Genomic DNA, 16259 nt, shown 5'->3' with positions numbered 1-16259 from the left:
CGATGAAATGTCTCTCGTCTTCCGGTACTAGCGGGACACGGCCGCGAGGGCGTCGGGCAATGTGAATCGGCCCGCGTACAGCGCTTTACCGACGATCGAGCCTTCGACTCCCTCGGGTACCAGCGACGCGATCGCGCGGAGGTCCTCGATCGTGGAGACGCCTCCGGACGCGATGACCGGCTTGTCGGTCTTCTCGCACATCTGGCGAAGCAGGTCGAGATTCGGTCCGGTGAGTGTGCCGTCCTTCGTCACGTCGGTGACGACGTACCGGGAGCAACCGTCGCGCTCGAGCCGCTCGAGAACTTCCCACAGATCACCGCCGTCGCTGACCCACCCGCGGCCACGCAGACGGTTCTGCCCCTCGACGATCAGCACGTCCAGCCCGACGGCGACCCTGTCGCCGAACTCGCCGATCGCCCGCGAGCACCACTCCGGGTCCTCCAACGCAGCGGTTCCGAGATTGACACGCGCACAACCCGTCGCGAGCGCCGCACGAAGCGACTCGTCGTCGCGAATTCCGCCGGACAGTTCCACCTTCACGTCGAGTTCGCCGACGACCTCGGCCAGCAACTCACGGTTGGATCCACGACCGAACGCGGCGTCGAGGTCCACGAGATGGACCCATTCGGCACCGTCGTTCTGCCATGCGAGGGCGGCGTCACGAGGCGATCCGTACTTGGTTTCGCTCCCCGCCTCTCCCTGAACGAGACGGACAGCTTCGCCGCCTGCGACATCGACAGCAGGCAATAAGACCAGGCTCACGTGCGATTATGCTACTGCCATCGACGACGCCGTCAGCGCTCAGGGTCTCCGCTGCCGTCCTCGACCGAACCCTCTGCGCCCAGACCGCGGCGAGTCATGCGTGTGGACACCACACCCATCGCGGTGATCGCCGCAGCGATTCCGATGGCAACGATCAAGAGCCCGACTCCTGGCCCCGGTCGCACGACGGCGACGATCGCGGTGGTGACGACGAGAACCAGCGTCGCGCTCCCGAGGGAGGCGACGGCCAGACGCCCGAACGAGAACTCCCGGTCGCTCACCTAGGCCGTGCTCACAGCGAGTCGATCCAGTTCTTCAGCAGCGCGGCCCCCGCGTCACCGGACTTCTCCGGATGGAACTGCGTAGCGGACAACGGACCGTTCTCGACGGCGGCAAGGAAATCACCGCCGTGATCGGCCCACGTCAGCAGAGGTGCGGCAATGGTGTCGCCGACGTCCATCTCCCACTTCTGGGTTGCGTACGAGTGCACGAAGTAGAACCGCGTATCGGCGTCGATACCGTCGAACAGAACGCTCTTCTCCGGTGCTCGGACGGTGTTCCAGCCCATGTGCGGCAGCACGTCCGCCTGCAGTCGTTCGACGGTCCCCGGCCACTCACCGCAACCAGCTGCCGACGTTCCGAATTCCACGCCACGGTCGAACATGATCTGCATTCCGACGCAGATGCCGAGGACGGGTCGACCACCGGCAAGACGTTGCCCGATGATCCGGTCTCCCTTGACTCCCAGGAGGCCCTCCATGCACGCAGCGAACGCGCCGACACCGGGCACCACCAACCCGTCGGCCGCGAGCGCGATCTTGGGATCGGCGGTGACAGTGACGTCTGCGCCCACCCGGTCGAGGGCCCTTTTCGCGGAATGCAGATTGCCCGAGCCGTAATCGAGCAGCGCGACAGACTTCATGCCGCCAGTCTATCCAGGCCTCCGCCACGAGTAGACCGCGACCACCGCGGCCATCACGAGCGCCACCGACGCCGCCGTCGCGAATCCTGTGGCGTAGCCGACCGTCCCGACGATCACCCCGAGGGCCATGGCGCCTGCCCCGGTCCCCGCGTCGAACCCGATGTTCCAGGCGGCACTGGCCTGGCTGAATCTGTCCGGGCCGGCTGCACGGAACGTCATCACCAGGCTGTCGTTCTGGGTCGCTCCGTACCCGAGGCCGAACAGTACGGCCGCGGCGATGAACACAGCCGCGGGGTTGCGTTGTGCGACGGCGACAGCGAACAACGTTCCCCCACTGAACACCAGCAGCAGCGCTGGTGCGAGAGAGCGCCCGATGCCGAGACGATCCGCCACTGCGCCCGCGCCGTAGCGTCCGATCAGCATCGAACCGCTGATCACGGCGAGGGAGACACCGATCATCGACTCCCGGCCGGGCTCGGCGATCGGCAGCAGACTGGACAACCCACCGAACGACGCAGATGCCGCCGCGACGGCGAGACACGGAATCACCAGCGCGCGTGCCGACGATCGTCCGTCGGACTTGTCCCGACGCGGCGGAGCCATCGGCCGTACCGGCGGCAGAAAAACGATCGCGAACAGCCCGCTCACCGAGACCAGCGCCCCGACGACGAACACTGCCGTCGGGGACACGGAGAACAGCACGAGGCCGAGCGGCAACGTCACCATCTGCGACAGCGCCACCGCGATGCCCTGTGCTCCAGTGGCCCGCCCCAGCAGAACGGGCGGGGCCAACTCCGCCACCAATGCCGCACCGGCGACGGTCAACAGCCCGAAACCCACTCCGCGTACAGCGGATACAGCCAGCGCGGGCACCACAGCGGCCGACGCCACCAGGACGAGCGCAGGCACTCCGAGGAGGGTGCATCCCGCCGCGAGCACCGGCCGGTGACCGAAGCGAACTAGTAGCCGGGGAACGAAGAGCTGGGTGAGAACCGTCGTTGTCATGAACAAGGCCGTGGTTGCCCCGGCCACGGCCGCGGATCCGCCTCCGACCGACACTGCCAACGGAACGACGGGCAGGAGCAGTCCCCACCCACCGAACGCAGCCGCCCCCATGACCATCGCCGCGGGCAGCCCCTCGATCTTCAGGAGCCGAGAAGTCAAGCCGACGTCACAGACTGCCCTTGGTGGACGGAATTCCGGTGACCCGCGGGTCGTACTCGACCGCCTGCCGAAGTGCCCGGGCAACGGCCTTGAACTCGGCCTCGGTGATGTGATGCTGATCGCGTCCGTACAGAACCCGCACGTGCAGAGCGATTCTCGCGTTCATCGCCAGAGACTCGAACACGTGGCGGTTGATGACCGCGTGATACGGCACGCCCGGATAGCCACCGATGACCGAATGCACCATGTAGTCCGGCTCGCCGGTGTGCACGCAGTAAGGCCGGCCGGACACGTCGACCGACGCGTGGACCTGAGTCTCGTCCATCGGGATGAAGGCGTCACCGAAGCGAGTGATGCCGGACTTGTCCCCCAGTGCCTGACCGAGAGCTTGACCCAACACGATCGCGGTGTCCTCGACGGTGTGATGAGCATCGATCTCCACGTCACCCTTGGCGTGCACCGTCAGATCGAATCGGCCGTGCGTGCCGAGTGCGGTCAACATGTGGTCGTAGAACGGCACACCGGTGGAGATGTCCACGATGCCCGTGCCGTCGAGGTCGATCTCGACGGTGATGTCCGATTCCTTCGTCGTGCGCTCGATGCGCGCGATCCTCGGTGCTCGCTCTGCTGCGGTCATCGGTGTGCCTCTGCTCGGTCGGTGTTGTCCAGTTGTTCGTGCGCGAGTGCCGCGCTGACGTCGAGGAATCGATCGTTCTCGGCGTCGAGGCCGATCGTGGTGCGTAGGTACCCGGCGATGCCGACGTCGCGAATCAACACTCCGTCGTCGAGATACCGCTTCCACGTCGCGCCCGCGTCGGAGAACCGGCCGAACAGAACGAAGTTCGCGTCGCTGGGAACGACGTCGAACCCGAGCTCGGTCAGCCGTGCCATCACCCGATCCCGCTCGGCGGACAACTGCGCCACACTCGCAAGGGTTTCCGGTGCATGCCGCAGCGCCGCCAGCGCGGCGGCCTGCGTGACGACCGACAAGTGGTACGGCAAGCGCACCAGGAACATCGCGTCGACGATGGCGGGTGCGGCGACGAGGTAACCGAGCCGCCCACCGGCGAATGCGAAGGCCTTGCTCATCGTTCGGCTCACGACGAGCTTGGACGGATACTCGTCGATCAGACCGATTCCGCTGGGCTGTGCGGAAAATTCCGCGTACGCCTCGTCGAGAATCACGATTCCGCGTGCCGCGTCGAGAATCCGACGCAGGTCCGCGGACGCGATACTGTGCCCGGTCGGGTTGTTGGGGCTGGTCACGAACACGACGTCCGGATCACGCTGGGCGATGGCGTCGACGGCACGATCGATGTCGAGCGAGAAGTCCTCGCTCCTGTTCATCTCGAGCCATTCCGTCTGGGTCCCGGACGAGATGATCGGATGCATGGAGTACGACGGCACGAACCCCAGCGATGTCCGGCCGGGTCCACCGAACGCCTGAAGAAGCTGCTGCAGAATCTCGTTGGAGCCGTTGGCGGCCCAGACGTTGCTGACGTCGACCTCGAAGCCGGTCTGACCGGTCAGGTAGGTGGCCAGTGCCGCGCGGAGTTCGACGGCATCGCGATCGGGATACCGATGCAGTTCGGCCGCGGCCACCCGGACGGACTCCGCGACGTCGTCGACGAGCGCCTGCGTCGGAGGATGCGGATTCTCGTTCGTGTTGAGCTGCACCGGAACCGACAGTTGCGGCGCTCCGTATGCCGTCTTGCCTCGCAGGCTCTCCCGCAACGGCAACTCGTCCATCGAGACGCTCGATCCGATGACGCCGCTCACTTCGACAACCCTTCGAATCGCAACCGGACCGCCTCGCCGTGTGCCGGAAGATCCTCGGCGTTCGCGAGGGCGATCACGTGGCCTGCAACATCCTTCAACGCCGCCTCCGAGTAGTCCACGACGTGAATTCCGCGCAGGAACGTCTGCACGCTCAAACCCGACGAGTGACGCGCGCAACCCGCGGTGGGCAGAACGTGATTGGACCCGGCGCAGTAGTCACCGAGACTGACCGGCGACCAGGCGCCGACGAACACTGCGCCTGCGCTGCGCACACGAGCAGCCACGGCCCGGCTGTCCTCTGTTTGGATCTCGAGGTGCTCGGCTGCGTACGTGTTCACCACGGCCAATCCCTGATCGATGTCGTCGACGAGCACGATGCCGGATTGCTTACCGGACAGCGCCGTCGCGACGCGCTCTGCGTGCGTGGTGAACTCCAGCTGGGCGTCGAGCGCACGATCCACCGCATCCGCGAGTTCGGTGCTGGTAGTCACCAGCACGCTGGCCGCCATCACGTCGTGCTCGGCCTGGCTGATCATGTCCGCCGCGACGTGCACCGGATCGGCAGTGGAATCGGCCAGCACGGCGATCTCCGTGGGACCTGCCTCGGAATCGATGCCGATCAGAGAACGGCACAGGCGCTTGGCTGCCGTGACGTAGATGTTGCCGGGACCGGTGATCAGGTCGACCGGTTCCAGTTCGGTGCCGTCCACGTCCGTGCCGCCGTACGTGAGCAAGGCGATTCCCTGGCCGCCGCCCACGGCCCACACCTCTTCGACACCGAGCAGTTGCGCGGCAGCGAGGATCGTGGGGTGTGGCAACCCACCGAACTCTTTCTGCGGTGGGGACGCGACCACCAGCGAACCGACACCTGCGGTCTGAGCCGGAACGACGTTCATCACCACCGACGAGGGGTACACCGCGTTTCCGCCGGGCACGTACAGACCGACGCGCTCGACCGGAACCCACCGTTCGGTGACCGTTCCGCCCGGAACCACCTCGGTGGCCGTGTCGGTGCGACGCTGGTCCGCGTGCACGATTCGAGTGCGCTCGATGGCCACTTCCAGCGCCGCACGAACCGCAGGGTCGAGTTCGGCCAGTGCCTTCTCCAGAGCCGCGGCGGGAACGCGCACACGCTCCGGACGAACACCGTCGAACTGTTCGGAGTACTCGAGCGCCGCCTCGACGCCGCGCTCCCGCACCGCCTCGACGACGGGACGAACCTGATGCAACACCGCATCGACATCCACTCCACCTCGTGGAAGCGCGCCGCGTAGTTCGGCGGTGGATGGAGTTCGGCCGCGTAGATCCACGCGGGCGAGCTCGATGCGGGCAGGCATAAGGACTCCTTGCGAAACGACGAGAAGTGACGGTTGTCGATCCTCAAGGATAGTGCCGGTGCCAATCGGTTATCCCCGCACGTCCTGCAGACGGTGACGAGGTGCTCAAGTCAGGCGTACTTGCGGGCAAGCTGTGCGAGCGTCGAACTGATGCCTTTCGCATTCTTCTGCGGCATCTTGAACACCTCGAGCAGCTTCGGAGCCTTCGCCGTGCTGTAGTCGAAGGACTCGGTCACAGCGGAACGACCCGGCTCGGTCTCCTCGAACTGCCAACGCCACGTGTGCCCCATCGGATGCTGCCACTCGATGACCTTGACATCCGCGTCATCGCGAAAATCCGTGACCGTGCTGGTGATCCGATACGGAACTCCGAACTGCTTCATGCCGACGGAGAACTTCGCTCCGGGCGTCAGACGGCTCGGCCCGCGGACCGTGTCCTTCACGGTGCCGGACCCGTCCAATTCGCCGTGCCGATGCGGATCCGCGACGAGAGCGAACAACTCGGACGAAGGCGCATTCACGACGGTGCGACGAGCCACGACGCGGTCACCTTGATCGATCGTTTCGATGGAAGCCATACCGGTTCAGTACCCACGATCGCCGCAACCACTCCTGATGTTCAATAGTCCCATGAGCATGCACGTCTGGTTGGCGTTCCTCGGCGCGGCAGTAGTGATCAGCCTCTCGCCCGGCGCGGGCGCCATCGCCTCGATGTCCACCGGCCTCCGCTACGGACTGGGACGCGGTTACTGGAACATCGTCGGTCTGCAGATCGGGTTGCTGCTGCAGATCGGAATCGTCGCGGTCGGCCTCGGCGCCGTCCTCGCGGGGTCGGCGGTGGCGTTCTCGGCGATCAAGTGGTTCGGCGTCGCCTATCTCGTCTACCTCGGAATCAGGCAATGGCGGGCGGGTCCGACCGACATCGACAACGCCCCCGGCGTCGCCGACCGGGGCGTCGCCATGCTCGGACGAGGCTTCCTCGTCAACGCCTCGAACCCCAAGGCAGTGGTGTTCATGCTGGCCGTTCTCCCACAATTCCTCGACCCGGCACATCCACTTCTGCCGCAGTACATGATCATCGCTGCCACGATGGTTGCCGTGGACATGCTCGTGATGACCGGCTACACCTCACTCGCCTCGCGAGTGCTGAAGCTGATGCGCTCGCACCGTCAGCAGGTCGCTATGAACAGGACGTTCGCGGGCCTGTTCTTCGTCGCAGCCACGTTCCTGGCCACCATCCGCAGGGCAAACCCGATCTGAAGGCAGGAGTCAACACCATGAGGAAGTATCAAGTGCTCATGAAATCGCCCGACGGCGACACCGTCACGGCGCTCGGGACCTTCGACACCCTTCTCGAAGCCAACACCTGGATTCGAGACGAAGGTCACCGCGACGAACACGAACTCGGCACCTACGACGTCGCCGTGGTCGGCGAGTGAGCCCCACCTGCACCTGCCTCAGCGGCGACCTGTTCGACGCCTGCTGCGGACCGTTTCTCGCAGGAACCACGCACGCACCCACCGCAGAACGACTGATGCGGTCGCGGTACACCGCATTCGCAGTCCGCGACCCCGAGTACCTGCTCCGAACGTGGCACCCGACGACCAGGCCCGACGAGCTCACCCTGGACGACGAGCAGCGCTGGTACCGGCTGGACATCGACGACACCAGCTCCGGTGGGCTGCTCGACTCCGACGGCGTCGTCGCGTTCAGTGCCTTCTACCGGCACCCCGACGGAAACGGAGTTCTACACGAGCGCAGCCGATTTGTTCGCGAACACGGACACTGGCTCTATCTCGACGGCGTCCTCAGCCCGTAATCAGGTCAGCGGAGCTTCCATACCTCTGGTCAGCGGAGCTTCTGTGCCTCTGGTCAGCGGAGCTTCTGCGGCCGATTGGAGGCCGCACGGCGCGCTTCTTCCTTCGCCTTGACGCGTTCGGCTTCGGCTCGCACTTCCTTCTGCAGCCGCTGTTCCTTCACGAGCCAGTCCGGCTTGTCGGCGAGCAACGTCTCGATCTGTTCCGACGTCAGCGCTTCGGTCACGCCCGACCTGCCGAGTCCCGCGATGGAAATCCCGAGCTTGCGCGCGATGACGTCCTTCGGGAACGGGCCGTGCTGCTGCAGGTCCGCCAACCACTGCGGCGGATTCTGCCTCAGTGCGTCGAGTTCGGAGCGGCTCACGGGAGTCGACTGAAACTCCTGCGGGGCCGCAGGAAGGTAGATGCCGAGCTTGTTCGCCGCGGTCAGGGGCTTCATGTTCTGCTGATTCTTCTCCGGGCTCACCCGCACAGCCTATCTTCCCCACGCAGTGCTCGATGCCACCGTCCGGGCTCTCGCCGGTTCTCGCATAGTGTTGACCACGTGAATTTCGACGTGCAGGTGCTCCGCTGGTACATCGCCGTGGCCGAGGAACTGCACTTCGCACGCGCGGCGAAGAAGCTGAACATCGCCAGGACGAAACTCAGCGCGGCTGTCATCGACATGGAAGCAGAACTCGGGTACCCACTGTTTCGTCCCGGCGTGAGCCCGACCCAGTTGTCCGCCGAAGGCCGGGAGTTTCTCGTGACCGCCCGGGCTCGCGTCGCCGAGGACGACACAAGACTCCGCGCCGAGGCCGCGCGCAAGGCCGCCGAAGTCGCCACCCTCACTGTCGGGTTCACCGAGGGCGTGACCCCGACGAAGTGGAGCCGGATCTGGGCCGAGCGATTCGAGGACATCACCCTCGAGCTGGTCCCCACCACAGTCGACACCCAGCTCGACTTGCTCAGAAGCGGTGCCGTGGACGCCGGCTTCGTTCGGCTGCCGGTCGATCGGAACGGGCTGAGTGTCGTTGCGCTGTACGAAGAAGTCCCTGTGGTCGTCGTGCCGAAGGATCACGCGGTAGCCGCGTTCGACCGGGTCGCGGTGACCGATCTCGCCGACGAGCACCTCCTGCAGTCACCCGAGGAGATACCGGAGTGGGCGGCAGTCGCCACCGAGATCGCCGACGGTACGGCCCTCCCGATCCCGGACATCGGGTCCAATTCGGAACTTGTCGAATACGTCGCTGCCGGTCTGGGGCTCGCCATCGTCCCTCAGTCCATCGCGCGGCTGCACGCTCGGAAGGATCTCGTGTATCGGCCGGTGGACGGGGTGGCCGGATCCACGGTCGCGCTCGCCTGGCCGAGCGACAAGAACACCGAGAACGTCGAGGAATTCTTCGGTATCGTCCGCGGCAGATCGGCGCGCAGCTCTCGAGGCAAGACAGCGGACCAGACCCGAAAGCCGAATCAGGTCAAGAAGCCCGCAGCGCCGAAAGGGAAGACGCAGAGCGGGAAAGCACCACGCAAGGCGGGGCCGCGTAAGCGTCCCAAGCGCTGACTCGGTCAGGCTCCGTGGTGGCGCTCGAGGTCCCGCATGCGATCGAGGTCGCGCAGCTTGTCGAGGTCGCGACGGTCCCGCTTGGTCGGCCTTCCGGCGCCCCGGTCACGTCGAGGCTGTGAGGCCAGAATTTCCTTCGCCGGCGGGGGCGGACTGCGGTCGATCATGCATTCCGCGGCTACCGGCGCTCCGACGCGTTTGGCGATCAGGCGGGTCACCACCACGATCTTCTCCAGTCCCTCCACGCGCAGTCTGACTTCGTCGTCGACGCCGATACGCAGACCGGGTTTCGCCGGGGTGCCGTTCACCCGAACATGACCCGCACGGCACGCGGCGGCCGCTGCCGAGCGGGTCTTGAACAGCCGGACCGCCCAGATCCAGCTGTCGAGGCGGACGCTCTGTATCTCTGACATCGGATTCGAATCTACAAGACGGCCACCGTCTACATGTCGAGCCCGAGATCCAGCACCGTCACCGAGTGCGTCAACCCCCCGACCGCGAGGAAATCCACTCCGGTCTTCGCGTAGTCGCGGGCGACGTCGATCGTCAGACCACCGGAGGACTCCAACTTGGTCTGCGGAGAAAGTGCGGCTCGGCGCTGGACGGCCATCTGCGTCTGCCACAGAGCGAAGTTGTCCAGCAGGACCAACTCGACGTTCTCGGCCAGTACCTGGTCCAGTTGCTCCAGGCTGTCCACCTCCACCTCGCATTCGATGTCGGGTGCCGCGTCGCGGACGGCCTGCAACGCCGCGACGACCGATCCCGCTGCTGCGACGTGGTTGTCCTTGATCAACGCCGCGTCACCCAACCCCATTCGGTGATTCACTCCACCGCCTGCGCGCACCGCGTACTTCTGCAGCGTCCGTAAGCCGGGCAACGTCTTTCGGCTGTCTCTGATCTTCGCGTCGGTGTCGGCGACCTGGTCGACCCAGGCCGCAGTCGCGGTCGCGATTCCGGACAGGTGGCACACCAGGTTCAACATCGTGCGCTCGGCGGTCAGCAAACCTCTCGTCGGCGCTGTGACGGTCAGAACCGACTGTCCGGGAACAACTTCGGTGCCGTCGACGACTCGATCCTCGACCGTGTACCCGTCCACGCCCAACACCTCGTCGAGAACGAGAAGACCCACGTCGATTCCCGCGACGGTGCCCGCTTGCCGAGACACCACTGTCGCCGTTGCGCGCGCCTCCGCAGGAACCGTTGCAGTCGTGGTCACATCGGGCCCGTACCTCAGGTCCTCCGCCAACGCGGTGCGGACGATCGACCGGATCTCGTCGGGATCGAGTCCCTGTTCGATCAGCGCGTTCACTGTCAGCTCACCCCTGTCGTCACGTGCGAAAGGCAGGCCTCGAACGTCGATTCGAGCACACCCTCCTCGTTCCTGGAAATTCTGAAACTGCCCAGCAGATCGTCCCGGACTTCGGGATGGTCAGCCCGGGTGTGGCATCCCCGACTCTCGGCGCGCTGGCTCGCCGCGAGAACGAGAGCCGACGCCGCCGCTGTCAGCGCCGAATCCTCGAGCGCCGTCCCGTCGACCACGTCGCGGGTGGTGGATTCTCGGAGAACCTCCGCGGCGACGCGAAGACCACCCTCGTCACGCACCACACCGGCGCACTCAGTCATCGTCTTCTGCAATCGTTCTCGCGGAACCGCGGCGGCGGTGGGCACGGACACGTCGACCTCGGGGGTCGGCGATCCGAGTCGTTCGACCGCTGCTTGCCCGACGCGCTCACCGACGACGAGACCTTCGAGCAGGCTGTTCGACGCGAGCCGATTGGCTCCGTGCAGCCCCGTCCGCGCCACCTCCCCGGCCGCGTACAAACCGGTCACCGACGTGCGCCCCCACACATCGGTGACAAGCCCTCCGCACGAGTAATGAGCTGCCGGTGCGACCGGAACGAGGTCGTGGGCCGGGTCGATTCCCGCAGCGAGGCACGAGGCGGTGACCGTCGGAAAACGAGTACGGAAGTCCCGAATCATCCTGGCGTCCAACAGAACATGGTCGGTACCGGTTGCGCGCAGCCGCTCGGCGATCGCACGCGACACGACGTCACGCGGCGCGAGATCGGCCATCGGGTGACTTCCGGCCATGAAGCGCACACCGTCCTGATCCACCAGAACAGCACCCTCGCCTCGCACGGCTTCGCTGACGAGCGGCCTGCGCCCGGTACTGCCCGCGGCGAACAGCACCGTCGGATGGAACTGAACGAACTCGAGATCCGCCGTGTCCGCGCCTGCATCGAGACCGAGCGCTATTCCGTCGGCCGTCGCCCCTGCCGGATTGGTGCTGCACGAGAACAGCTGCCCCAGACCGCCCGTCGCGAGCAGAACCGCAGGCGCATGGACGACTCCGTAACCTCGACCGGACAGCACGAGCGCCCCGACGACGTGCCGCGACACCGTCAGAACCTCGACCACTCGTCCGGCCATCACGACGTGCCCGTCGGCCTGGCGACTCGACACCGTCAACGCTCGCTGGACCTCGGCTCCCGTCGCATCCCCCCCGGCGTGCACGATCCGCCGAACCGAGTGCCCACCCTCGCGCGTACGCGCAGGCAGACCGTCGGCACCGAGGTCGAACACGGCACCCCACTCCTGCAGCGTCGCGAGGGCATCACGACCGCTCGCGACGATCGACCTGACGGCCTCGACGTCACACAGTCCGCCGCCGGCCCCGCACGTGTCTCGCACGTGCGAGTCGATCGCGGCCTGCCCGCCCGATCCGGGAACAGCGATGCCGCCCTGCGCGTACTGAGTCGCGGTCCCGGGCGGTCCGTCCTTGGCGATCGTGAGCACGCGAAGCCCGCGTCTGCTCGCCGACAGTGCCGCACTCAGACCCGCGACGCCGCCTCCCACGACGACGAGGTCCGCCGACACCTCCCAGGACCCGATGTCGGCCGAGGCCTCCCGGGACCCGATGTCGGCCGAGGCCTCCCGGGACCCGATGTCGGCCGAGGCCTCCCGGGACCCGATGTCGGCCGAGGCCTCCCGTGCAGCCCCCGAGGGTGTCGTCACTCGCCGCCGCCCGGCGTGCCGATCTCGATCATCCGCTGGACGGACTTGCTCGCCACGTGCGCCGTGTCGAGGTCGACGTGCACCTCGTCCTTTCCTTCGACGAGGCAGCGCAGCAACGCGGCAGGAGTGATCATCTTCATGTAACCGCACGATGCCCGGTCGTTGACCGCCTGGAAGTCGACTTCCGGTGCGGCACGGCGCAGCTGATGCAGCATGCCGATCTCGGTGGCCACCAGAACCTGCTTGGCTCCCGTCGCACGGGCGGCATCCAGCATCCCTCCCGTGGACAGGATCTTGACCTTGTCCTCCGTGACGAAGCCCTCACCCGCGAGGTACAGAGCCGACGTGGCACAACCGCACTCGGGGTGAACGTACAACTCGGCGTCGGGGTGAGCCCTCGACTTCTCCGCCAGTTCGTCACCGTTGATGCCCGCGTGCACGTGGCACTCGCCTGCCCAGATGTGCAGGTTCTCGCGCTTGGTGACCCGCTTGACGTGGGCTCCGAGGAACTGATCGGGAAGGAACAGAATCTCGCGACTCGGATCGATGGACTCGACCACCTCGACAGCGTTCGATGACGTGCAGCAGATGTCGGTGAGGGCCTTGATCTCGGCCGTGGTGTTGACGTAGGACACGACGACGGCGTGCGGGTAATCGGCTTTCCACTCGCGGAGTTGGTCCGCGGTGATCGAGTCGGCCAGCGAGCATCCGGCACGCTGATCGGGAATGAGGACCGTCTTCGACGGGCTGAGAATCTTCGCGGTCTCGGCCATGAAGTGGACACCGCAGAAGATGATCTCCTCTTCGGGAACCTCGGCGGCCATCCGCGACAGCGCCAGGGAGTCACCGACGTGGTCCGCGACATCCTGGATGGCGGGAAGCTGGTAGTTGTGCGCAAGGATCGTCGCACCGCGACGGCGCGCCAGACGCTTCACCTCGGCCGCCCACTCCTCGGTCGGTTCCACCCCGCTGTAGCCGCCGGGGCCGTCGACTATGCCGGCCGCGCCCGCCCACAGAGCCGCAGTCGCGGCGGAATCCATCACGGCAGAATTGATCACTGCCGAACCACTGGCCCCGAGCCCGTTCGTCCTGCTCGCCATGGCGGTACTCCTTCATCGATCGTCCGGCCGAGGTAGTGCCGCCGGCGTTTCCAGCGAACGTGTCGGTCCGGCGTACTTCGTCCGGATTTACTTCCTTCAGGTTTTCGACTTACAATCGAAAACATGCAACATCGTAGCACCGTCCACGAAGTTCTCATCGCGGTATTCCAGGTTCGCAGCTTCGCCGCAGGCCAGGCGCCGGAACTGGCCGTGCTGCTGTGGCAACGTGCGCTCGATCCCCAGAAGGGTTCGTGGTCGCTTCCAGGCGGTGTACTGAGCGACGACGAAGACCTCCCCACCTCGGCGCGGCGACAACTCGCCGAGAAGGTCGACGTGCGCACGGTGGCGCACCTCGAACAGTTGTCGGTGTTCAGCGACCCCGAGCGCGTACCGGGCGACAGACGAATCGCATCCAACTTCCTCGGACTTGTCCCGATAGTGTCCGACCCCCGACTGCCACCCGACACAGCGTGGCACCCCGTGGCCCGCCTACCGGAGACGTCGTTCGACCACGGAACCGTAGTGCGACACGCGCGCAACCGTCTTGTCGCCAAGTTGTCCTACACGAACATCGGCTTCGCGCTGGCACCCGTCGAATTCGCGATGTCCACGCTGCGGGAAATCTACACCGCAGCACTCGGATACAGCGTGGACGCGACCAACCTCCAACGCGTGCTCGGCCGGCGCAAAGTGATCGAACCGACCGGTCGAACCTCGCCGTCGGGCCGGACCGGAGGTCGACCTCCCGCACTCTTCCGCTTTGCGGAATCGTCGATCAGAGTCACGGACGAATTCGCGGCCCTGCGGCCTCCGACCTGACCTCAGGCTCGGTCGCGCTCGAGAAAGAACTCGCCCTCCGGCGCGCCGGCGGGGTCGCCGCCGCCCTCGCCGCCGTCGGGGTCGCCGTCGTGATCCAGCGGAGTGAACCGCAGATTGTCGTGCGGGTTCATCGCAACCAACAGGAGCACCACCAGCGACGCCACGAGGGGCTGCACCACCAGCAGCAACGGCGATTCGAATCCCGGTGCGACTGCAACGACGGAGCCCGTCGCCGGATCGTCGGGCCTGGGATGAACCCACCGTGCGGCAGCGATACCGACGCCCAGCATCGCCCCGGATCCGAGTATCGAACCGATGAGGATACCCGCGAATTGCAGCGGACCCCGAACTGCCGTCCACGCCCAGACCGCAACGGGCAGAACAATTCCCGCAACAATCGCCGCACAGGCCGCCATCGCCAGCGCATCGAATCGATGCAGGCTCTCACCGGTCAGAGCGGCTCCACGCCCGGGGGCAACCACGACGAACCTCTCGGCCGGAGCGAGCAACGCCCAGACGATCCCGGCGAGAACACCGACGAGGACCGACACCGCGATCGGAACACCGAGCACCCGCCACCTCGCGGTCGTCGGCACGTCGAACTGCCCCGTCACGATCAACGCCTGCCCAGCAACGTCGAATCGGTGACTCCATGCCGGGAGCATTCCGCGGTCCATCCGTCGGGCACCACCTGGACCACCATTCGGCGGCCGCACTCCACACAGAATCGAGGAGGCTCGAGGCCCAGGGCAACCGCAGGCGAGAGCACCTGTGCGACACCTGGCACCACAGGCCGACCGGTGTAAGCGTCGAATAGCGCGGCACTGATCACCCCGTCCACCTTAGATGGTCGAGTTCAGTGCCTTGATCGGCATCTGCAGCGAACCGAGCAGGTCGAGGTCCTGTTCGGCCGGTCGACCGAGAGTGGTCAGGTAATTGCCCACGATGACCGCATTGATACCGCCGAGAATTCCCTGCTGTGCCCCCAGGTCGCCCAGAGTGATCTCGCGACCGCCGGCGAACCGCAGAATCGTCCTCGGCAGCGCCAGACGGAACGCGGCAACGGCACGCAGCGCCTCGGACGCAGGAAGCACATCGAGATGCCCGAACGGGGTGCCCGGACGCGGATTGAGGAAATTCAACGGCACCTCGTCGGGCTCCAACGCCGCGAGATCCGCAGTGAACTCCGCCCGCTGTTCCAGCGACTCCCCCATCCCGAGAATCCCGCCGCAGCAGACCTCCATCCCCGCGTCGCGCACCATTCGCAGTGTCTCCCAGCGCTCCTCCCACGTGTGCGTCGTCACCACGTTGGGGAAATACGACCGCGACGTCTCGAGATTGTGGTTGTAGCGGTGAACACCCATGCCTGCCAATCGATCGACCTGCTCCTGAGTGAGCATGCCGAGCGAACACGCGATGTCGATGTCGACCTCGTTCCTGATGGCCTCGATCCCCGCGGCAACCTGGGCAAGCAGCCTGTCGTCCGGCCCGCGGACCGCTGCGACGATGCAGAACTCGGTCGCGCCCGTCTTCGCGGTCTGCTTCGCCGCCTCGACCAGGCTCGGGATGTCCAGCCGTGCCGCGCGAACCGGAGACTCGAACAACCCGCTCTGCGAACAGAAGTGACAGTCCTCGGGGCAACCACCCGTCTTCAGGCTGATGATCCCCTCGACCTCGACCTCCGGCCCGCACCACTTCATGCGGACGTCGTGCGCAAGAGCGAGAAGGTCCTCCAACCGCGATTCCGGCAGCCGCAGGACCTCGAGCACCTGAGCTTGCCCCAACCCGATACCGTCCGCCAGCACCTGCACCCGTGCGGTCTCCAGAACGTCCGTCCTACCGGACGGCTCCTGCAGGCTCGACCCCGTGCCTACCGATCCGTGCGTCATGAGCAACTCCTGAGGTTCGCCGACTGCGGCTCGAATTTAGCCTTGAACACTGTTCAAGTTGAACGGCGTTCAAGCTATACTCGGCGTCGATTACTGTCAAAGTCGAGCGGAC

General features: G+C 66.0%; 21 protein-coding genes. 5 read left to right on the top strand and 16 right to left on the bottom strand.

The features are described from left to right. Positions 1-27 precede the first annotated feature (27 nt). The 8 genes from priA to CH290_RS06585 all read right to left on the bottom strand — a co-directional run bounded on the left by priA (position 28) and on the right by CH290_RS06585 (position 6542). The gene (gene priA, locus CH290_RS06620) at positions 28-762 is read right to left on the bottom strand and encodes a bifunctional 1-(5-phosphoribosyl)-5-((5-phosphoribosylamino)methylideneamino)imidazole-4-carboxamide isomerase/phosphoribosylanthranilate isomerase PriA (RefSeq protein ID WP_026347902.1); all 735 of its coding nucleotides are present in this window, start codon (positions 760-762) and stop codon (positions 28-30) included. A 32-nt stretch (positions 763-794) separates the two neighbouring features. After that, positions 795-1043, bottom strand: coding sequence for a hypothetical protein (locus tag CH290_RS06615; protein ID WP_019665866.1), 249 nt, complete (start codon positions 1041-1043; stop codon positions 795-797). 11 nt (positions 1044-1054) lie between these two features. After that, on the bottom strand, positions 1055-1684 hold the full coding sequence (gene hisH / locus CH290_RS06610; protein ID WP_019665867.1) for an imidazole glycerol phosphate synthase subunit HisH: 630 nt from the start codon (positions 1682-1684) through the stop codon (positions 1055-1057). 9 nt (positions 1685-1693) lie between these two features. Next, positions 1694-2806 carry an MFS transporter gene (locus CH290_RS06605; protein ID WP_033188586.1) on the bottom strand — a complete coding sequence of 371 codons (1113 nt, stop codon included), beginning with the start codon at positions 2804-2806 and terminating at the stop codon, positions 1694-1696. A gap of 49 nt (positions 2807-2855) precedes the next feature. Further along, complete coding sequence (gene hisB / locus CH290_RS06600) at positions 2856-3485, bottom strand: imidazoleglycerol-phosphate dehydratase HisB (RefSeq protein ID WP_019665869.1); 630 nt, start codon at positions 3483-3485, stop codon at positions 2856-2858. Next, positions 3482-4597: a histidinol-phosphate transaminase gene (locus CH290_RS06595; RefSeq protein WP_371828574.1), complete on the bottom strand. Its 1116-nt coding sequence runs from the start codon at positions 4595-4597 to the stop codon at positions 3482-3484. The genes hisB and CH290_RS06595 overlap by 4 nt, the downstream gene beginning before the upstream one ends. Positions 4598-4623: 26 nt before the next feature. Continuing rightward, positions 4624-5964: a histidinol dehydrogenase gene (hisD, locus tag CH290_RS06590; protein WP_033188584.1), complete on the bottom strand. Its 1341-nt coding sequence runs from the start codon at positions 5962-5964 to the stop codon at positions 4624-4626. Between the two features lie 110 nt (positions 5965-6074). Further along, a complete protein-coding gene (locus tag CH290_RS06585) occupies positions 6075-6542 on the bottom strand; it encodes an SRPBCC family protein (RefSeq protein WP_033188583.1) in 468 nt (155 codons plus the stop codon). A 52-nt stretch (positions 6543-6594) separates the two neighbouring features. Here CH290_RS06585 and CH290_RS06580 point away from each other — a divergent pair, with 52 nt between their 5' ends. From CH290_RS06580 to CH290_RS06575, 3 genes are read left to right on the top strand one after another with little or no spacing between them, the layout of a single operon-like run. Further along, a complete protein-coding gene (locus CH290_RS06580) occupies positions 6595-7224 on the top strand; it encodes a LysE family transporter (protein ID WP_019665873.1) in 630 nt (209 codons plus the stop codon). Positions 7225-7241: 17 nt separating this feature from the next. Next, positions 7242-7403, top strand: coding sequence for a hypothetical protein (locus tag CH290_RS30165; protein WP_020112006.1), 162 nt, complete (start codon positions 7242-7244; stop codon positions 7401-7403). After that, positions 7400-7783 (top strand): YchJ family protein, encoded by a 384-nt coding sequence (locus CH290_RS06575; RefSeq protein WP_033188582.1) that lies wholly within the window; start codon positions 7400-7402, stop codon positions 7781-7783. The genes CH290_RS30165 and CH290_RS06575 overlap by 4 nt, the downstream gene beginning before the upstream one ends. Before the next feature lie 53 nt (positions 7784-7836). Here the strand turns inward: CH290_RS06575 and CH290_RS06570 are convergent, their stop codons facing one another. Next, positions 7837-8247 carry a DUF5997 family protein gene (locus CH290_RS06570; protein WP_019665876.1) on the bottom strand — a complete coding sequence of 137 codons (411 nt, stop codon included), beginning with the start codon at positions 8245-8247 and terminating at the stop codon, positions 7837-7839. Positions 8248-8325: 78 nt separating this feature from the next. Here CH290_RS06570 and CH290_RS06565 point away from each other — a divergent pair, with 78 nt between their 5' ends. After that, the gene (locus CH290_RS06565; RefSeq protein ID WP_020112004.1) at positions 8326-9324 is read left to right on the top strand and encodes a LysR family transcriptional regulator; all 999 of its coding nucleotides are present in this window, start codon (positions 8326-8328) and stop codon (positions 9322-9324) included. Between the two features lie 5 nt (positions 9325-9329). Here the strand turns inward: CH290_RS06565 and CH290_RS06560 are convergent, their stop codons facing one another. The 4 genes from CH290_RS06560 to nadA form a co-directional block, all read right to left on the bottom strand. After that, positions 9330-9737, bottom strand: coding sequence for an RNA-binding S4 domain-containing protein (locus CH290_RS06560; RefSeq protein ID WP_020112003.1), 408 nt, complete (start codon positions 9735-9737; stop codon positions 9330-9332). Positions 9738-9766: 29 nt separating this feature from the next. Beyond that, positions 9767-10633 (bottom strand): carboxylating nicotinate-nucleotide diphosphorylase, encoded by an 867-nt coding sequence (gene nadC / locus CH290_RS06555; protein WP_020112002.1) that lies wholly within the window; start codon positions 10631-10633, stop codon positions 9767-9769. A gap of 2 nt (positions 10634-10635) precedes the next feature. Then, on the bottom strand, positions 10636-12216 hold the full coding sequence (locus CH290_RS06550; RefSeq protein ID WP_249277804.1) for an L-aspartate oxidase: 1581 nt from the start codon (positions 12214-12216) through the stop codon (positions 10636-10638). 119 nt (positions 12217-12335) lie between these two features. After that, entirely contained in the window at positions 12336-13379 is a 1044-nt protein-coding gene (gene nadA, locus CH290_RS06545; RefSeq protein WP_027498857.1) for a quinolinate synthase NadA, read from the bottom strand. A gap of 183 nt (positions 13380-13562) precedes the next feature. Between nadA and CH290_RS06540 the strand changes: the two genes are divergently transcribed. Further along, positions 13563-14258, top strand: a complete 696-nt coding sequence (locus tag CH290_RS06540) for an NUDIX hydrolase (RefSeq protein WP_020111999.1) — start codon at positions 13563-13565, stop codon at positions 14256-14258. Positions 14259-14260: 2 nt separating this feature from the next. Here CH290_RS06540 and CH290_RS06535 read toward each other — a convergent pair whose 3' ends face one another. Genes CH290_RS06535 through bioB form a run of 3 tightly spaced genes read right to left on the bottom strand, consistent with a single transcriptional unit; the run spans position 14261 to position 16147 of the window. After that, positions 14261-14935: a DUF2567 domain-containing protein gene (locus CH290_RS06535; protein ID WP_033188580.1), complete on the bottom strand. Its 675-nt coding sequence runs from the start codon at positions 14933-14935 to the stop codon at positions 14261-14263. Then, positions 14875-15090 (bottom strand): biotin synthase auxiliary protein BsaP, encoded by a 216-nt coding sequence (gene bsaP / locus CH290_RS30645; RefSeq protein ID WP_230620893.1) that lies wholly within the window; start codon positions 15088-15090, stop codon positions 14875-14877. Before bsaP ends, CH290_RS06535 begins: the two co-directional genes overlap by 61 nt. A gap of 10 nt (positions 15091-15100) precedes the next feature. After that, entirely contained in the window at positions 15101-16147 is a 1047-nt protein-coding gene (bioB, locus tag CH290_RS06525) for a biotin synthase BioB (RefSeq protein ID WP_020111997.1), read from the bottom strand. Positions 16148-16259 lie beyond the last annotated feature (112 nt).

The organism is Rhodococcus sp. 06-156-4 (genome assembly GCF_002259345.1).
Taxonomy (GTDB): Bacteria; Actinomycetota; Actinomycetes; order Mycobacteriales; family Mycobacteriaceae; genus Rhodococcoides; species Rhodococcoides fascians_E.
The sequence above is the reverse complement of the archived record's forward strand: the minus strand, read 5'-3'. Positions and strand labels throughout refer to the sequence as shown.

What these genes read in the sequence shown, in the direction of transcription:
- hisH (WP_019665867.1), bottom strand. Translation starts at nt 1,684, where the DNA reads ATGAAGTCTGTCGCGCTGCTCGATTACGGCTCGGGCAATCTGCATTCC.
- CH290_RS06605 (WP_033188586.1), bottom strand. Translation starts at nt 2,806, where the DNA reads ATGGTCATGGGGGCGGCTGCGTTCGGTGGGTGGGGACTGCTCCTGCCC.
- hisB (WP_019665869.1), bottom strand. Translation starts at nt 3,485, where the DNA reads ATGACCGCAGCAGAGCGAGCACCGAGGATCGCGCGCATCGAGCGCACG.
- CH290_RS06595 (WP_371828574.1), bottom strand. Translation starts at nt 4,597, where the DNA reads ATGGACGAGTTGCCGTTGCGGGAGAGCCTGCGAGGCAAGACGGCATAC.
- hisD (WP_033188584.1), bottom strand. Translation starts at nt 5,964, where the DNA reads ATGCCTGCCCGCATCGAGCTCGCCCGCGTGGATCTACGCGGCCGAACT.
- CH290_RS06585 (WP_033188583.1), bottom strand. Translation starts at nt 6,542, where the DNA reads ATGGCTTCCATCGAAACGATCGATCAAGGTGACCGCGTCGTGGCTCGT.
- CH290_RS06580 (WP_019665873.1), top strand. Translation starts at nt 6,595, where the DNA reads ATGAGCATGCACGTCTGGTTGGCGTTCCTCGGCGCGGCAGTAGTGATC.
- CH290_RS30165 (WP_020112006.1), top strand. Translation starts at nt 7,242, where the DNA reads ATGAGGAAGTATCAAGTGCTCATGAAATCGCCCGACGGCGACACCGTC.
- CH290_RS06560 (WP_020112003.1), bottom strand. Translation starts at nt 9,737, where the DNA reads ATGTCAGAGATACAGAGCGTCCGCCTCGACAGCTGGATCTGGGCGGTC.
- nadA (WP_027498857.1), bottom strand. Translation starts at nt 13,379, where the DNA reads ATGGATTCCGCCGCGACTGCGGCTCTGTGGGCGGGCGCGGCCGGCATA.
- CH290_RS06540 (WP_020111999.1), top strand. Translation starts at nt 13,563, where the DNA reads ATGCAACATCGTAGCACCGTCCACGAAGTTCTCATCGCGGTATTCCAG.
- CH290_RS06535 (WP_033188580.1), bottom strand. Translation starts at nt 14,935, where the DNA reads ATGGACCGCGGAATGCTCCCGGCATGGAGTCACCGATTCGACGTTGCT.
- bioB (WP_020111997.1), bottom strand. Translation starts at nt 16,147, where the DNA reads ATGACGCACGGATCGGTAGGCACGGGGTCGAGCCTGCAGGAGCCGTCC.